This is a genomic window from Mycobacterium gallinarum (assembly GCF_010726765.1).
In the GTDB taxonomy this organism is placed as follows: Bacteria; Actinomycetota; Actinomycetes; order Mycobacteriales; family Mycobacteriaceae; genus Mycobacterium; species Mycobacterium gallinarum.
Map to the genome: position 1 here is coordinate 4,333,727 of NZ_AP022601.1, position 16,487 is coordinate 4,350,213.

Consider the following 16,487-nt stretch of genomic DNA (forward strand, 5'->3'; position numbering starts at 1 on the left):
ATTGCTGATCAGTGATAAGTCAGAAGGGGGGTTCGTCGTCGCTGCCGCTGAACGAGCCCGACGCGGGCGCGCTGCCCCACGGATCGTCTTGCCGGCCGTCGGAACCACCGGCACCGCCGGCACCGCCAGTAGCCGCACTACGCGAACCACCACCGCCACCGCTGCCGAACCCGCCGCCGCCACCGCCGCTGCGGCTGGCCTTGTTGACCTTGGCCGTGGCGTACTTCAGTGACGGGCCGATCTCGTCGACCTCGAGCTCCACCACGGTGCGCTTCTCACCCTCACGGGTTTCGAAGGAGCGCTGCTTGAGCCGCCCTTGCACGATCACGCGCGAGCCGCGAGTCAGGCTCTCGGCCACGTTCTCGGCCGCCTCACGCCAGATGTTGCAGCGGAGGAACAACGCCTCGCCGTCTTTCCATTCATTGGTCTGACGGTCGAAGATGCGCGGCGTCGACGCCACGGTGAAGTTGGCGACGGCTGCGCCTGACGGCGTGAACCGAAGCTCGGGATCTGCCGTCAGGTTTCCGATGACCGTGATGATGGTGTCACCAGCCACGAGTTCCTCCTGGATTGGGTTGTCGGCGCGAAGTCAGTCGCAGGCGAGCCTACGGAGCCGCTCCGACGTACGGCAGCCTTTAGTGCTTGTCGGTCCGCATGACCTTGGTCCGCAGGACGGACTCGTTCAGGTTGAGCTGGCGGTCCAGTTCGGACACCGTTGCGGACTCGGCCTTCACATCGACGACGGCATAGATGCCCTCGGCGTGCTTGGCGATCTCGTATGCCAGTCGGCGCTTGCCCCAGATGTCGACCTTGTCGACAGTGCCGCCGTCCTTGCGGATGACATTGAGGAACGTCTCCAGCGACGGAGCAACCGTGCGCTCGTCGAGAGTGGGGTCGAGGATGACCATGATTTCGTATGGACGCATGAGAACCACACCACCTCCTACGGTCTTGTTCGGCCACGGTCGTTCCGTGACAGGAGGGTTACCTGCGTCGGCAACCGGCCCAGGCTACAGGAATGCCCGCTGATCTGCGAAATCGCACTGCTCGGCGGCTTACGCTTCCCCCGTGTTCTCCGAGACGCGGTATGCAATGAACGGAGACTTGCACGTCGCGTACCGCGCCTCGGCGCCTGGCGATCGCGACATCGTCTTCCTCTCCAATTGGTTAACCCACTGCGAGGTCGTGCCCGAGATGCCGCTGCTGCACGGCTGGATCGAGGCCATGACCTCCTTGGGCCGACTGATCTTCTTCGACCAACCGGGAACGGGGGCGTCCGACCCCGTCGCCCAGGGTGCTCACCCCTCCCTTGAGCAGTGGACCGACAGCGTCATCGCAGTGCTCGACGACCTCGACAGCACCGAGGCGGTCCTGATTGCCGTCGACGGCGCCTTCTCCACCGGTGCGCTGTTCGCGGCGACGCATCCGTCGCGCACGACAGCACTGATCTCGCTCGAGGGATATGCGGACGTGCTCATCGACGACGACCGCACAGACGGGCGCACGGAGATGCTGTCCCTGTGGGGAACGGGCGAGTTGCAGCGTGCAATCAACCCGGACATGCCGTGGAACGAGGAGATCCGGGCGTCGTGGGCGCGTATGGAGCGTCTCGCGGCGAGCCCCGGAACCGCCGCGGTCATGCTGCCTTTCGTTGCGGAGATGAATGTCCGAGCGGTCCTTCCGAGTGTGCGCGTGCCGACACTCGTCGTGCAGCACGCCGACGACCCGTACATCACTCCCACGATGGGACGCGACATCGCTAACCGCATATCGGATGCGAAATACGTTGAGCTGCCGGGCCGCAACATGTATCACTTCGTCCAGCCGTGGCGTGAGTCGTTTCAAGAAATCGCCGAGTTTCTGACCGGTCACCAGCCAGACGTGGCAGACGACCGTGTGCTTGCCACCGTGCTGTTCACCGACATCGTGGACTCGACGCGGCGCGCCGCCGAGATGGGCGACCGCGACTGGCATGCGCTGCTCGACGCGCACGACGCCGTCGTCCGTTCGCAACTGGCACGCTTCCGCGGCCGCGAGGTGAACTCGACCGGCGACGGCTTCCTGGCCACCTTCGACGGCCCGCAGCGAGCGATCCGCTGCGCCATGGCAATTCGCGACTCGGTGCAAGCACTCGGCATCGAGGTGCGTGCAGGGTTGCACACCGGGGAGGTCGAAATCCGCGGCGACGACATCGGCGGCATCGCCGTACACATCGGCGCCCGCGTCAGCGCACTCGCCGGCGCCAACGACGTCGTCGTCTCTAGCACCCTGCACGACCTTGTCATCGGCTCGGGGCTTGAGTTCGACGACCACGGCACCCATCAACTCAAAGGCGTGCCCGGCGAATGGCGGCTATTCGCCGTCGCGTCGACGTGACGTGTATGTGAACTCAGCCGGGTCCGAGCCTACGGCCGAGCGCCCGACCCAACTCCTGTGGGGCGTCGCCGCTGGGCCCCGAGAGGAACGGCGAGAACAGGTGAAAGTCGTGCCAAAGACCGTCGTAGGCGCGGTGCTCGATGTCCACGCCACCCGCGCGCGCCCGCTTTTCGAGCTCGCGTGCGTCCGAGGCGAGGATGTCGTCACCGCCCGAGTGCATGACAATCGGCGGCAGCCCGGCGAGGTCGGCGAACATCGGCGAGATCGTCGGCTCGGCCGGATCCTGACCAGACGGCAGATAGGCGTCAGCGAAACGGATCAAGAGGTCAGCGGTCAGCGCAGCGTCCCGCGGCGCCGGACCACGTCGTACATGGGCGCCCGGGGTGAGGTCGGGCCAGGGACAGATGAGACCGAGCACGGCCGGCAGAGCCTCGCCGGTTTCGCGCAGACGCAGCGCGACGGCGAGCGTCAACCCGGCGCCGGCGGAGTCACCGGCGATCGCGATGCGGCTCGGATCGACACCCTGCGCGACGAGCTCGCGATAAGCAGCGAGCCCGTCGTCGACCGCGGCGGGGTACGGGTGTTCCGGCCCCATCCGGTAGTCGAGCGAGATCACCCGCGCATCCGCTGCGGTACCGATCGCGGCGACGAGCGCGCGATGCGAGCGTGCGCTTCCGACTGCGTACCCGCCGCCGTGCGCGTAGAGCAGCACGCGCGATTCGGCGACCCCGGGCGGCCGGATGTCCTCTGCCCGAACGCCACCAATGGTCGTTGGCGTCACCATCGTCCCCTTCGGCGGTGGCGGATAGGCGAGCGCGAGCGTCATGCGCCTGCGAATCGTCGACCACGACGCGGTCGGCGAAAACAGCCAGCGACAGAGGACGCGGGCGCCAGGACGCATCGCGGCGGGTGACAGACCGACCTTCATCGCCCAAGGCTAGGCGTCTGCGTCACGCAACGTTGTCTTTTTCCCAGCTCACTGGCACGGCGCAGGCACTGCGCTGGACAATTCCATCGCCCACGCTTCGTAGGCTTCCGGGGTCGGGTGAATCCCATCCTCGACCCATTGGTTTTCATCGGCCTGTTGCGTGTACAACGGTCGCATGTCAATGAATTCGGCGCCCGCCGCGTTGGCCTCTTCGATCAGCACGCTGTCGAACGCCTCGCGCTGCGCAGGGAGGTCCTCCCCGTAGGTCTGCCCCTCGGGCGACCGAAACCATTCGTTCTGCGCCAGCACGATCACGCGCGCACCACTGGCCGTCGCCGCATCGAGTACCGACTTCACGTTCTTCCGATAGTCCTCGATCGTCACGCCGTTGACGATGTCGTTGGCGCCGGCCTGGAAAGTGATCAACGTCGGTGCGAACGAGTCGATCTGGGGCACCTCGTCGGTCAGCACCTGCTCGGCCGTGTAGCCGCTGATGCCTCCATTCTGCAGCTCTACCTGGCAGCCTTCACCGCGCCACCGCTCGGCCAGCAGCGCTGGGAAAGCACCCGTCTGCTCGTCCGGCGCGCCGACGCCCTGGCTCAGCGAATCGCCCAACGCGAGATAGCGCACGGTGTCGTCGTCCGGCACGGCGGATGTCGTGCCACCTTCCGGCTGCTGTGCCGTCGGCGACGACGGTGCCGGGCTCTCGGACTTGCCGCAGCTGACCAGCGCGGCGGCCAGGCAGGCCACCGCAAGCAGGCGTCGCGTCCGCCGGGTCACCCGTCGAGAATAGCTTCGAGTGCCGTTGCGCCGCCCCTGCTTCGGCTTAGACTCGGCCTGTTCTCCGTCGGCCCACCCTGATTGGAGATGTGACCATGTCCGATCTGCCATTCGACTGCGACCTCGTATTGAAGGGCGGAATCACCAGCGGCGTCGTCTACCCCACCGCCATCGTCGAGCTTGCCCGCGACCACCGCTTCCACAACATCGGCGGCGCTTCGGCAGGAGCGATCGCCGCCGTCGCCGCTGCGGCAGCCGAATACGGGCGCCAGACCGGCGGCGGCGGGTTCGACGAACTGAACGCGATTCCCGACCAACTGGCGCAGGAGGACACGCCATCCCGCCAGACGATGCTGCAGCGACTCTTCGTGGCGCAGCCCGAAACCCGCGAGTACTTCGACCTGTTCTGGCAGCAGAAGAAGCTGGAGGGAGGGCTGTTCACACGCGCCAAAGCTGTACTTCCGACCCTCCTCCGACACAGCCCGACCTTTCCAAAGTTCAAGGTGGCCAATGTCTTTGCCGTCGTCCTTCCGCTGGCGGCGATCGTATGGGCGGTGCTCGCGTGCTCACCGGGAACAATTGCGTTCGCCGTGCTGACAGTGCTCGTCGGCGTGGTCACCTACCTGGTCGCTCGCGTGGTCGCGGGCGTCATCAACATGGTCCGTGACGCGCAGCAGGCCGTCGCCGCCAACATGCACGGCCTGGTCAACGGGCGGTCGGTCGGCGACCAGATGGGACTCACCGACTGGCTGCACGAACGAATCGAGCGACTGGCGGGCGGCGATCGTCAATCACCGCTGACCTACGGCGACCTCGCGCGCCACGACATCGGCCTCGTCACGCTGACGACCAACCTCTCGCAGACCTCGAGCGAGACCTTTCCCTTCTCGGACCTGACATGGGCGTTCCGGCCCGCCGACATCCGCACGCTGTTCCCCGAGCAGGTCGCTTCCCATCTCGAACGTCGGGGGCAGGCCGCGACCGAACCCTCGGACCAGCGCACGGCACTCGAAAAGGCGGGACTGCTGCAGCTGCCGCCGGCACCGGAGCTGCCGGTGATCCTCGGTGCGCGGATCAGTTTGTCGTTCCCCGTGGTGATCTCGGCGATTCCGCTATGGCGATTGACGCCGATTCGGCGCGGGGGCCAGTGGGTCACCGAGTACCGCGAGGTGTGGCTGTCCGACGGTGGCATCTGCTCGAACATGCCCGTCCACCTCTTCGACCATCCACTGCCGTCGCGCCCGACCTACGCCATCAACCTCGGCTCCGGTGCGACAGACGACGACGCGGAACCCGGCGATGACCATTCGGTGATGGCCCGCGCACACCGCAACGTGTGGCGCCCGATCCGGACCGGATCCGGTGCAGGAGCTCCCATCTCCGACATCGATTCCACCGCCCAGCTGCTGGGCGCGGTAATCACCACGATGCAGAACTGGTCGGACTACTCGGCGACCAGATCGCTCGGCATACGTGATCGTGTCTGCACCATTCGGCTGAGCTCGAAAGAGGGCGGCATGAACCTCGACATGGCGAGTACGACGATCAAGGGCCTGGCTCCGCGCGGACAGGCAGCCGGAGAGAACCTGGGCTGGATGGTGCGAGGGACCATCCCGGAGCACGCCGATCCCGATCAATCCGATCAAGCAGCGACGCAGTGGACCAGACACCGGTGGACGCGGCTGCGCTCGACGGCACTCGGCGCGGGTAGCTACTCCGACGACGTCGAGTCCGGCTGGGCGAAACCCGCTGTGCCCCAACAAGGACCGCACGCCAACAACTTCACCTACGCTGAACTGGCTGCCAACGCGAAGACGCTGCAGTACCTGCCCTACCGATCGGATTGGAGCGCGACCGCCGGCATCGCCCTCACGGCTGGCATCGACGCGCTCGCCGCCGTCGATTTCGGCACCGCCAACGTAGTGAGTAAGCCGCCGTTCCGACCACTCATATTGAGCACGCGCGGAGAGCCCGTCACCGAACTCAACGAGCGCACTCAGCGCGACGAACTGCCCACCAGCTGATCGGGATCAGGATCGGGATCGGGCTGCGGCGCGCCCACCCGCACCCTGTCCCGATCCGGGCGTAGCCAGTCGGGCAGCCATCGGGGCGGGGCGTCGGGCGCGCGGTCGAAGACTCCTCCCGCCGGGTCATCGACCTCACCGCCGAAGCGCACCAGATCCTTGTCGGGTCGATAGATCTGATGAATCACCAACGCACACAAGCCGATCACCGCGAGATCCCGGAGTACCACCACGACGGTGAACGGTTGCTCTGGCAGGCCCTTGTTCTGCTGGCCGTAGAGGTAGAGCATCCGCGGAATCCAGACCAGCGCGTCTATCGTCATCCACGCAAGCAGGACGCGCCGGTGCGGCAGGGCGAGCACCGCCAGCGGCACCAGCCACAGCGAGAACTGCGGGCTCCACACCTTGTTCGTCAACAGGAACGCCGCGACCACCAGAAACGCGATCTGCGCCACCCGCGGCCGCTGTTTGGCCGTCAACGCGATATAAGCGATTGCGACGCAACATGATACGAACAGCAGCGCCGACACGGTGTTCAGCACCGTCGGCGGCTCCCACACTCCCAGATCCGGATCGAAACCACCCCAGCCGGTGAACGACCTGATCACGTTGTAGATCGAATCCATGTCGTCACCGCGACGGCTGTTGAGCCGGAAGAACTCTGACCATCCCCTCGGGAACAGCACCATGATCGGCAGGTTCACCAGCACCCAGGTGACCACGGCGGCGAGTGCCGTCTTAGCCACGTCACGTCCCTTGCCGGTGCGCACTGCCAACACCAGCAGCGGCGCGAGGAGCAGCAGCGGATACAGCTTCGCCGCCACGCCCAGGCCGATCAGCACGCCGGCCAGCACCGGCTTTCGTCGCGCCCACGCGAGCATCGCCCCCGTCGCGAAAGCCGTTGCGAGCGCGTCGAAGTTGGTGAAGATCTGGAAGATCACGATCGGCGAGGCCGCCACCAGGGCCGCATCCCACACCCTGCGCGGGCCGGCTAGTCGCGACGTCGCCCACACCGTCGCCAGCCACGCCAGCGCCAGTCCGAAGGCCGCGATGTTGAAGAACATCACCACCTCGGCCAGGATCGGCAGCGACACCAGCTTTGCCAACGCGGTGTACGACTTCGCCAGCGCCATCGACCCGTATTGGTACAGCCCGGTCAACACCGGATACTCCATGTACCGCACCGCGACATCGCCGTCGTACCTGATCTTCGGCTTACCCTCACCGTCCTTTTCAGTCCAACTGGACTTGTACGGGAACTTGCCGAGGTTCAACAGTTCAGCGGTGTACAGCGGGACGGTGTCGGAGTAGCAGAGCTGGTAGTACGCCCGCTGGTTGTCCCAGTTGGCGACGCGTTGGTCAGGCGGGCCGGTGCCGGTGGTCTGCAGGCACGCCGCCTTGGTCGAGTACCCGAGCGCGAGCAACACCAGCGCGATGAGCAGCATGGCGCGCAACGGGGTGAAGAACCGTTGGCGGCCGATGAGTGCGTGCCTGCCGACCGGGCCGCCGATCATTCCGGACAGGGCGGCGCCCAGGGTGTCCGTGCGGCTGGGCATGTCCCGGTTGTCGAGGCTCCGCCGGTCTTCTGCCGGCCGAGCCGGCGATTCAAACCCTGCCGGCCGAGCCGGCGATGCCATCGGTGGCTCGCCGTCGTCGCGGTCTGGCACGTCGGTCACGGAGGCGGAGGCGGTGCACCCGGCACGCCGGGGGGCGGCGGTGGCGCACCAGGCGCGACCGGCGCACCGGGCGCGACGGGCACAGGCTGAGGCGCGCCGGGTGCGACGGGCGCAGGCGGGCCGACGGGCACAGTCGTGGGTGGGCCCCACGGGATCGTGACCCCGGGCGCCAGCTCGATCGTCGGCTGAATCACGGTGGTCTGCGGCACGGGCGGGACGTCCGGCGGCGGGCTCGACGGCGGCGGCGCCGGGGCTTGCGGCACACCGGCGTAGCCGCCGATCTCCTCGGGCTTCGGGAACGTCTCGTTGTCGGTTCCGTCCAGCGCGCCGTCCATCGTCGCTTTCCAGATGTCCGACGGCAGACCCGAACCGTAGACCGGCGAGCCGTAACTGTTCTCCAGTGGTTTGGTGCCTTCGGTGGTGCCGACCCAGACCGCCGTCGACAACGACGGTGTGAAGCCGACCATCCACGCGTCACGGTTGGCGCCGGTGTCCCCCAGCTGGTTAGTACCCGTCTTCGCGGCCGACGGACGTCCGCCGGCCAGCGCGTGGCCGTTGGAGTACGCGGCGATCGGCTGCATGGCCGAGATGACGTTTTCGGCGACCTTCTTGTCGATGCGCTGCTCGCCCTCGTTGTCCTGCTGCGACGCATCGAACAACACCTCGCCCGCGGCGTTGACGACCTTCTGCACGAAGTGCGGTTTGTGATACACGCCGGACGCCGCGATGGTCGCGTACGCCGACGCCATATCGATGACCCGGCTCTGGTACTGGCCCAACACGATGCCGTTGTTGGGCGGTCCGCCCTGGCCGTCCTCGGACAGCGTGTGGTCGACGCCGGGGAAGCTCTCGGCGATGCCCGCCTCGTGAGCGGCCTTCGCGACGTCAGCGGGCCCGTTCTCCAACTTGAGCATCAGCCGGTAGTAGCTGGTGTTCAGTGAGCGCTTCAGAGCTTCGGCGATGTTGCAGGTGCCGCAGCCGCCGCCTTCGACGTTGTTGATCGTGATGCCGTTCATCGACACCGGGGAACTGTCGACCTGCGTGCCCAAGCCCATTCCCTGCTGCAGTGCGGCGATCAACGCGAACACCTTGAACGACGAGCCCGTCGGCAGACCGGCCTGGGCGAAGTCGAATCCGTTGGCGTCGGTTCCGCCGTAGTAGGCCTCGACCCCGCCCGTCTTCGGATTGATCGACACGATCGCGGTGCGCATGTCGGGGTCCTGCCCCTCGAGGTACTCGGCCGCGGCCTCCTCGGCGGCCCGCTGCGCCTGCGGGTTGATCGTGGTGGTGATCTGCAGACCCTCGGTGTTCAGGGTCTGTTCGTCGATGTCGAACAGCTCGAGCAGTTCGCGCTGCACCTGCCGTTCGATGAGTCCGTTGGGGCCCGTCGTCTGGTTCTGCGACCGCGCCTGCTCAGGGGGCACGGTCACCGGAAAGACCTGCTCCGCACGCTCTTGCGGTGAGAGCGCACCGATGGTCACCATGCCGTCGAGCACCCAGTTCCAGCGCTCCACCGCACCCTCGGGGTTGACGGCCGGATCCAGGCCGGACGGCTGCTGGATGAGCGCGGCCAACAGCGCGCCCTCGGCGACCGAGAGCTGTTCGACGGGTTTGTCGAAGTACGCCCTCGACGCCGCAGCGATGCCGTATGAGCCGCGGCCGAAATAGATGATGTTCAGATATGACTGCAGCACTTGGTCTTTGGACCACTCGCCGGCCATCTTCGTCGAGATGACCACCTCTTTTGCTTTGCGGATCAGGCCGCCGACACCCGAGCGCTCGTCACCGACCAACGCGTTCTTCACGTACTGCTGCGTGATGGTCGAACCACCCTGCAGGTCGCCACCGAACAAGTTGTTCTTCATGGCCCTGATGAAGCCGGTGAACGAGAAACCCGGGTTGGAGTAGAAGTCGCGGTCCTCGGCGGCCATCACCGCGTTGCGCACCTGCACGGGTATCTGGTCGATGTTGACGTCGACGCGGTTGCCTTCCGGCGGAACGATTTTCGCGAGCTCGCTGCCGTCACTGGCCAGGATCGTCGACACCTGATTGGTGCGGATGTCGCCCGGCTTGGGCACCTCCACGATCATGTACGCCATCGCGAAGGTGATGATCGGCAGCACGATCATCGCGACCACCGCGACGAGGGCTCCGCGCCGGACCCACTTCCAGTTGATCTGGGGACGCTGACGCGGCGGCCCACCCCCCGGACCCTCCGGCGGCCCCCCACCGCCAGGTGGGCGGCGCGGCGGTAGCGGCGGCGGCTGCTTGGGCGCCGGTGTGCCGTCGAGCGCGGCCTTCACCACGTCGATGGGGTCGCGCCACTGCGGCGGCGGTGCTTCACGCACCGGCGGCAGGATGGCGGTTCTCCTGTCGTCGGGCGGAAGGCTGCGCGTCCGCGGCGGCGGCGGTCCCTCGGCCTGCGGTCGATGGCGTCCAGCGTCGTCGGAGTGACGTGCCACGCCCTCGGAATGCTTCGGCCCCGGGTCGCTCACGCCGTCAGCCATCCGCCCGGCACGGGCGTCGTTGGCTGACCGGTCGTGGCGCCCTTCGCTATTCACTGGCCGTGCGCGCACGACTGCGCGCCGTCTGGGTCCGCCTCGGTGTGCGCGACCCCTTCGGTGGCGGGATGGCGCCGAGTACGTACGACTTGACCAAGTGATTCCAGCTGCAGGTGCGGCATACCTCCACCACGTGTACGGAGAACTCGTCGTAACGGGTCGCCAACAGAACCAGCTCCTCGGCCGTACGCGCCGAACCGGACACAGCGCCAAGATGGTCGCCGAACACCCAGGACACCAGGGTGAGCTGTTCCTTGCGGCAGATCGGGCACGTCACCGAACTGGGCTTCCCGTGGAACTTCGCGGCTCGCAGCAGATAGGGATTGGCGTCGCAGACCTCGGAGACGCCGGTGCGTCCCGAATAGACCTCCGCCAGCAGGGACCGTCGCCGAAGGGCGTAGTCCACCACCTGTCGCTGCAATCGCACGGAGACCAGAGTACGTCGACCGCGCGGCGACGGAGGCGCGACGGCGCCGGGGACCTGATCTCAAGGGTGGTTGATCTGGACATTCGATTCTCAAGAAAAGGTCAATGCTGGACGGTGCGACTTTGCACTCGAGCGTGAGTCCGCGTTGAGATCGCCTGGGCTTATCCGCTGACCTCGACGGGATCGAACTTTACGATCTACAGACGTGGCGAGGCGGCAGAGACCGGGAATGCGGGCGAAGGACAGCGACCGCAGTCATACCTGCCAGATTCTCGACACCGCACTGGCCGAAGGCCAACTCTCCATGGAAGAGCATCGGCAACGGATCGCCACCGCAACCAAGGCCGCGACGCTCGGGGAGCTGCAGGGCTTGCTGACGGATCTTCAACTGCAGAACGCTCCGGTGAAACCTCCGCAGCGGTCGCGCACACCCCGCTGGGTGATCCAGGCTGGGGTCGCCGCCGCTGTCCTGTTGGTGCTGGGCGTCGTCATCAGCTGGGGGTTGTTCGACAACGACCCACCGGACCGGGGCGAGGCACCGGCCGCGGTGACCGACAGCCGGGGTGGTGACCCCGACGCCGTGACCACCGCGACGCCCAGTGGACCTCGATTGCTTCACTCAGTCGGCGGGATCAACGGCCTGTTCGAGCAGATGCGCGGGAAGTTCGGCGACACCACGGGCTACGAACTGTCGGTGTACACCGACTACGCGGAACTGATCCGCCTGGATCCCGACGACGAACGCTTCGAGGCGCGGTACCGGTACGAAGCCGGAACGTGGAAGGGTCCATACACGAACCCCAGTTCCGGCGCCGACACCGTCGACTTGAGCGCGTTCGACGCGGCAGCGGTCCTCGGGGTCATCCGTGGCATTCCTCAGACGTTTGACCTCAAGCCGATGAACATCATCAGAACCTGGTTCACCGTCGAGCCCGCCGACGACCCGTCCGCACCCGAGGCGGTGACGGTGCGCATCAACGTCTCCACGAGCTTCGGCACCGGATTCATCGACCTCGACGGGGCCGGAAACGTCAAAAAGATCGACCAACCTCTCTGAAGGTTTGCCCCTACGATCATCGACGTGGCTGCGCGGCACACACCACGGATGCGGGCGAGGGACACCGACCGTAACGACACCTGCCAGATCCTCGACAGCGCACTCGCCGAGGGGCAACTCTCCATGGAAGAGCATCGCCATCGGGTCGCCCTCGCGACCAAGGCCGGCACACTCGGCGAACTCCAGGACCTGATCACCGACCTGCAGCCGACGAGCGCGCCCGTGACGCCGCGCCCGCGTCGAACGTTCGGGATGAGTGGCAAGGGCCAACTGCTGGTCGCGGCCGCCGTGAGCGGGGTACTGGCGATAGTCATCGTGGTCGGCGTGGTCATCGCCAATAGTTCAGACCCGGATACCGGGAAGCCGAGCGTCGCAGCGCCCCCAGCGCCGGCAGGTCCGGCCGCGCCGAAGAAGCCCGCGGACCCCGGAGCCGCACCCGACGGCGTGGAGCCGACGGTGCTGAGCCTGCCGAAACAGTTGCACACATTGGGTGGCATGACGGGCCTACTCGACCAGATGCGCGCGCGGTTCGGCGACACCACGGGCATCGAGCTCGCGATTTTTCCCGACCGCGCCATGCTTTTCCGCCCGGACCCCAACGACGATCAGTCAAAACTGCTGTACACGTTCGACAACGGCTGGGGGGATCCCACCAGCAGACCGAGGGACGACGAAGACAACCCCACCGACCTCGGCGCCTTCGATGTGGAGGCGGTGGTGGAGGCTCTACGCGCCGCGCCGGAGATGGTCGGTGTCCAGCCCTCCGATGTCTCAGAGATCGTCGTGGACATCGATGAGGTGCCGGGTCCCGATGGCGCCCCCGCGCTGGAATTGCTGGTGCAGGTGTCCAGCACGTCCGGCGCGGACGGATACATCTATCTCGACAGCGCGGGCAACACCAAGCGCGTCGAGTACCCCGGCTGACATTTACGATCGTCGTCGTGGCGAACCGGCAAACAGCAGGAACGCGGGCCAAAGACAGCGACCGCAACGACACCTGCCAGATTCTCGACAGCGCGCTCGCCGACGGGCAGCTGTCGATGGAAGAGCACCGCACCCGTGTCGCCCTGGCGACGCAGTCGGAGACGCTCGGCGACCTGCAGTCGCTGATCTCCGACCTGCAGACCGGCAATGCACCCGTTCAGTTACCCGACCTCAAGCGGCAGTCCAAGATGCCGTCGGGCGGCGGAGGGTGGGGAATCCGCCTGGCCGTGGCCGGCGTGCTGGTCGCGCTCGGCATCGGCATCGGCTGGGGCCTCTACGGCAACACCACCTCGCCGCTGAGCTTCACCTCCGATCCGGGTGCTAAGTCCGACGGCATCCCGGGGAAGGTTTTGACGCCGCCCAAGCAGCTCCAGTCGCTCGGTGGTCTCAACGGGCTGCTCGAGCAGATGCGCCAGCAGTTCGGCGACACCATGGGATACGACATGGTGATCTATCCGGAGTACGCGGTGCTGTACCGGCCCGACCCCAGCGATGAGCGCCGCAAGCTGAGCTACACCTATCGCGGCGGGTTCGACGATCCGACCACCTCGGCCAAGAGCGAAGATGACGTCCTGGTGGACCTGGGTGCGTTCGACGTCGAAACTGCGGTCGGCATCCTGCGCGGCGCCGCCGAGACCGTCGGCCTGAACCCCGCCGACGTGAAGAAGGACAGCACCTACCTGACCATCGACCCGGCGAAAGATCCGACGGCCCCCGGCGAACTGACGCTGCGCGCAAACGTGTCGAGTGACTTCGGCAGCGGTTCGGTCACCTTCGCGGGCGACGGCACGGTCAAACGCATCGACGACGTCACCTGACCGCCGGGTTCGCGAGGCACCGCGGCGTAACCCTGCGTTGGCGCTGAATATATCGGCGCGATACTATTGGCGGAGGTGTTGGACCGCCGTAACGGAAAGCAAAGGGGGCGATCTGATGTTGGAGCTCGCCATCCTGGGCCTTCTGCTCGAATCTCCCATGCACGGCTACGAGCTGCGTAAACGTCTGACCGGTCTGCTCGGCGCGTTCCGGGCGTTTTCCTACGGCTCGCTGTACCCCGCGCTGCGGCGCATGCAGGCCGACGGACTGATCGTGGAGGACGCCGCCCCGGAAGGCATCCCCAAGATGCGCCGCGCGCGACGCGTCTACCGGCTCAGCGAAGCAGGCATCCAACGATTCACCGAACTGGTTGCCGACACCGGCCCCCAGAACTTCTCCGACGACGGATTTGGCGTTCACCTCGCCTTCTTCAACCGCACACCCGCCGAAGCGCGGATGCGGATTCTGGAGGGCCGCCGTCGTCAAGTGGAGGAGCGCCGCGAGGGCCTGCGCGAAGCAGTGGCGCGGGCCAGCAGCTCGATCGACCGCTACACCCGGCAGCTTCACCAGCTCGGGTTGGAGTCCAGCGAGCGCGAAGTGAAATGGCTCAACGAACTGATTGCGGCGGAACGGACCGCGCAGCAACGGGCTGAACAGCCGTAATTACGACCGGGTTGTAGGACAGGGACAGAAGGGAAGAAGCCGTCATGACTTCTAAATCAGACGTGCGCGTCGCGATCGTCGGCGTGGGAAACTGCGCGTCGTCGCTGGTACAGGGCGTGCAGTACTACAAGGACGCCGACGAGAACGCCACGGTTCCCGGCCTGATGCATGTGCGGCTCGGCCCGTACCACGTGCGCGACGTGAAGTTCGTCGCCGCGTTCGACGTCGACGCCAAGAAGGTCGGCTTCGACCTTTCCGAAGCCATCTTCGCGTCGGAGAACAACACCATCAAGATCGCCGACGTGCCGCCCACCAATGTGGTCGTGCAGCGCGGCCCGACGCTCGACGGCATCGGTAAGTACTACGCCGACACCATCGAGGTGTCTGACACCGAGCCGGCCGACGTCGTCAAGATCCTCAAGGACAACGCCGTCGATGTGCTGGTGTCCTACCTGCCCGTCGGCTCGGAAGAGGCCGACAAGTTCTACGCGCAGTGCTGCATCGACGCCGGGGTGGCGTTCGTGAACGCGCTGCCCGTCTTCATCGCCTCCGACCCGGTGTGGGCCAAGAAGTTCGAGGACGCGGGCGTGCCGATCGTCGGCGACGACATCAAGAGCCAGGTCGGCGCGACGATCACCCACCGCGTGATGGCCAAGCTGTTCGAGGACCGCGGCGTGCAGCTGGACCGCACGATGCAGCTCAACGTCGGCGGCAACATGGACTTCCTCAACATGCTCGAGCGCGAGCGCCTCGAGTCGAAGAAGATCTCGAAGACCCAGGCGGTCACCTCGAATCTGCAGCGCGAGTTCAAGACCAAGGACGTCCACATCGGCCCGTCCGATCACGTCGGCTGGCTCGACGACCGCAAGTGGGCGTACGTGCGGCTGGAGGGTCGCGCGTTCGGTGATGTGCCGCTGAACCTGGAGTACAAGCTCGAGGTGTGGGACTCGCCGAACTCGGCGGGCGTCATCATCGACGCGGTGCGTGCCGCCAAGATCGCCAAGGACCGCGGCATCGGCGGACCCGTCGTCGCCGCGTCGGCGTACCTGATGAAGAGCCCGCCGAAGCAGCTGCCCGACGACATTGCTCGCGCGCAGCTCGAAGATTTCATCGAGGGCTGATTCTTCCCGGCGATTTGTGTGCGTTTTGGAGCGGTGAGCGCTCCTGAACGTGCACAAATCGCCGTCAGTTAGGGTCAGCTAATGACCGACATCAGCGCTGATGACGAGCTCGCCTCCCTTTCGGAGTTCACCTTCCTCAAGGAGAACGCCAAGCAGGCCGGTGTGACAGGCTCGCTGCCGTCCGTCGAGCGCATCGACACCGCCGCCATCAGCGCGCTGAAGTTCGGCGATGCCGCGCCACGGGTCGTGTTCCTGCATGGCGGCGGACAGAACGCGCACACCTGGGACACCGTGATCATCGGCCTCGGCGAGCCGGCCCTGTCGATCGATCTGCCGGGGCACGGGCGCTCGGCATGGCGCGAGGACGGCGACTACGGGCCCAAGCTGAATGCCACCGCCATAGAACCCGTCGTGCGTGCGTTCGCGTCGGACGCCGACCTGGTCGTCGGAATGTCGCTGGGTGGGCTCACGGCACTGCGACTGGCGGTCACCGCACCCGAACTCGTCCGCGAGCTGGTTCTCGTCGACGTGACGCCGTCGGCGCCCGAGCGGCACACCGAGATGACCGACGAGCAGAAGGGCACCGTCGCGCTGGTTCAGGGCGAGAAGTCGTTCCCGAGCTTCGACGCGATGCTCGAGGTCACCGTTGCGGCCGCACCGCATCGGGACCGGGAGTCGTTGCGGCGCGGTGTTTTCCACAACGCCAGACGGCTCGATGACGGCACCTGGACATGGCGCTACGACTCGATCCGGGGCGATAAGGGCTACTCAGGTTTTCAGGGGTTGTGGGACGACGTCCCCAAACTCACCACGCCGACGACGTTGGTGCGGGGCGCGAACTCGTTCTTCGTCAACGATGACGATGCCGCCGAATTCGCCCGCATCGCACCGGGATTCCAGAACGTGCACATCGTCGAGGACTCCGGACACTCGGTGCAGAGCGATCAGCCGGTGCGCCTCGTCGAGATCTTGCGCGGGTTGCTCGACTAGGCGCGTCGCCGAATGTAACGGGGTGGCGGGAATTCGCGCGATTCCTCGCCGTGCCGTTACAACCGCCGCGCTCGATCGTTTGAT

15 protein-coding genes are annotated in these 16,487 nt (G+C 66.4%); 8 read left to right on the top strand and 7 right to left on the bottom strand.

Going from position 1 to position 16,487, the window contains the following annotated elements; genetic code table 11:
• Positions 1 to 19: 19 nt before the first annotated feature.
• Both G6N42_RS21400 and rpsF read right to left on the bottom strand, forming a co-directional pair.
• Positions 20 to 556, bottom strand: coding sequence for a single-stranded DNA-binding protein (locus G6N42_RS21400; protein ID WP_163688831.1), 537 nt, complete (start codon positions 554 to 556; stop codon positions 20 to 22).
• Positions 557 to 635: 79 nt separating this feature from the next.
• Positions 636 to 926, bottom strand: a complete 291-nt coding sequence (gene rpsF / locus G6N42_RS21405) for a 30S ribosomal protein S6 (protein ID WP_083126552.1) — start codon at positions 924 to 926, stop codon at positions 636 to 638.
• Between the two features lie 142 nt (positions 927 to 1,068).
• Here rpsF and G6N42_RS21410 point away from each other — a divergent pair, with 142 nt between their 5' ends.
• The gene (locus G6N42_RS21410) at positions 1,069 to 2,376 is read left to right on the top strand and encodes an adenylate/guanylate cyclase domain-containing protein (RefSeq protein WP_163732508.1); all 1,308 of its coding nucleotides are present in this window, start codon (positions 1,069 to 1,071) and stop codon (positions 2,374 to 2,376) included.
• 13 nt (positions 2,377 to 2,389) lie between these two features.
• Here G6N42_RS21410 and G6N42_RS21415 read toward each other — a convergent pair whose 3' ends face one another.
• Together G6N42_RS21415 and G6N42_RS21420 are read right to left on the bottom strand one after the other, a co-directional pair.
• Positions 2,390 to 3,304 carry an alpha/beta hydrolase gene (locus G6N42_RS21415; protein WP_163732511.1) on the bottom strand — a complete coding sequence of 305 codons (915 nt, stop codon included), beginning with the start codon at positions 3,302 to 3,304 and terminating at the stop codon, positions 2,390 to 2,392.
• A 48-nt stretch (positions 3,305 to 3,352) separates the two neighbouring features.
• Positions 3,353 to 4,084 (bottom strand): SGNH/GDSL hydrolase family protein, encoded by a 732-nt coding sequence (locus G6N42_RS21420; protein WP_163732514.1) that lies wholly within the window; start codon positions 4,082 to 4,084, stop codon positions 3,353 to 3,355.
• Positions 4,085 to 4,179: 95 nt separating this feature from the next.
• On the opposite strand from G6N42_RS21420, the gene G6N42_RS31050 reads away from it, so the two are divergent.
• Positions 4,180 to 6,108, top strand: coding sequence for a patatin-like phospholipase domain-containing protein (locus G6N42_RS31050; RefSeq protein ID WP_197905547.1), 1,929 nt, complete (start codon positions 4,180 to 4,182; stop codon positions 6,106 to 6,108).
• Here G6N42_RS31050 and G6N42_RS21430 read toward each other — a convergent pair.
• From G6N42_RS21430 to G6N42_RS21440, 3 genes are read right to left on the bottom strand one after another with little or no spacing between them, the layout of a single operon-like run.
• The gene (locus G6N42_RS21430) at positions 6,081 to 7,745 is read right to left on the bottom strand and encodes a glycosyltransferase family 87 protein (RefSeq protein ID WP_163737963.1); all 1,665 of its coding nucleotides are present in this window, start codon (positions 7,743 to 7,745) and stop codon (positions 6,081 to 6,083) included. The two genes, G6N42_RS31050 and G6N42_RS21430, sit on opposite strands and share 28 nt — an antisense overlap.
• A 35-nt stretch (positions 7,746 to 7,780) precedes the next feature.
• Complete coding sequence (locus G6N42_RS21435; RefSeq protein ID WP_163737966.1) at positions 7,781 to 10,291, bottom strand: transglycosylase domain-containing protein; 2,511 nt, start codon at positions 10,289 to 10,291, stop codon at positions 7,781 to 7,783.
• A 46-nt stretch (positions 10,292 to 10,337) separates the two neighbouring features.
• Complete coding sequence (locus G6N42_RS21440) at positions 10,338 to 10,772, bottom strand: DUF5318 domain-containing protein (RefSeq protein ID WP_041301577.1); 435 nt, start codon at positions 10,770 to 10,772, stop codon at positions 10,338 to 10,340.
• 205 nt (positions 10,773 to 10,977) lie between these two features.
• Between G6N42_RS21440 and G6N42_RS21445 the strand changes: the two genes are divergently transcribed.
• The 6 genes from G6N42_RS21445 to G6N42_RS21470 all read left to right on the top strand — a co-directional run bounded on the left by G6N42_RS21445 (position 10,978) and on the right by G6N42_RS21470 (position 16,403).
• Positions 10,978 to 11,829 (top strand): DUF1707 SHOCT-like domain-containing protein, encoded by an 852-nt coding sequence (locus tag G6N42_RS21445; RefSeq protein ID WP_232076239.1) that lies wholly within the window; start codon positions 10,978 to 10,980, stop codon positions 11,827 to 11,829.
• A 24-nt stretch (positions 11,830 to 11,853) separates the two neighbouring features.
• Positions 11,854 to 12,753 carry a DUF1707 SHOCT-like domain-containing protein gene (locus tag G6N42_RS21450; RefSeq protein WP_232076242.1) on the top strand — a complete coding sequence of 300 codons (900 nt, stop codon included), beginning with the start codon at positions 11,854 to 11,856 and terminating at the stop codon, positions 12,751 to 12,753.
• Between the two features lie 17 nt (positions 12,754 to 12,770).
• On the top strand, positions 12,771 to 13,631 hold the full coding sequence (locus G6N42_RS21455) for a DUF1707 SHOCT-like domain-containing protein (RefSeq protein WP_163732517.1): 861 nt from the start codon (positions 12,771 to 12,773) through the stop codon (positions 13,629 to 13,631).
• A gap of 115 nt (positions 13,632 to 13,746) precedes the next feature.
• Positions 13,747 to 14,292 (top strand): PadR family transcriptional regulator, encoded by a 546-nt coding sequence (locus G6N42_RS21460; RefSeq protein WP_163688827.1) that lies wholly within the window; start codon positions 13,747 to 13,749, stop codon positions 14,290 to 14,292.
• 44 nt (positions 14,293 to 14,336) lie between these two features.
• A complete protein-coding gene (locus tag G6N42_RS21465; protein ID WP_163732520.1) occupies positions 14,337 to 15,413 on the top strand; it encodes an inositol-3-phosphate synthase in 1,077 nt (358 codons plus the stop codon).
• 81 nt (positions 15,414 to 15,494) lie between these two features.
• The gene (locus tag G6N42_RS21470; RefSeq protein ID WP_163732524.1) at positions 15,495 to 16,403 is read left to right on the top strand and encodes an alpha/beta fold hydrolase; all 909 of its coding nucleotides are present in this window, start codon (positions 15,495 to 15,497) and stop codon (positions 16,401 to 16,403) included.
• The last annotated feature ends 84 nt before the right edge of the window (positions 16,404 to 16,487 follow it).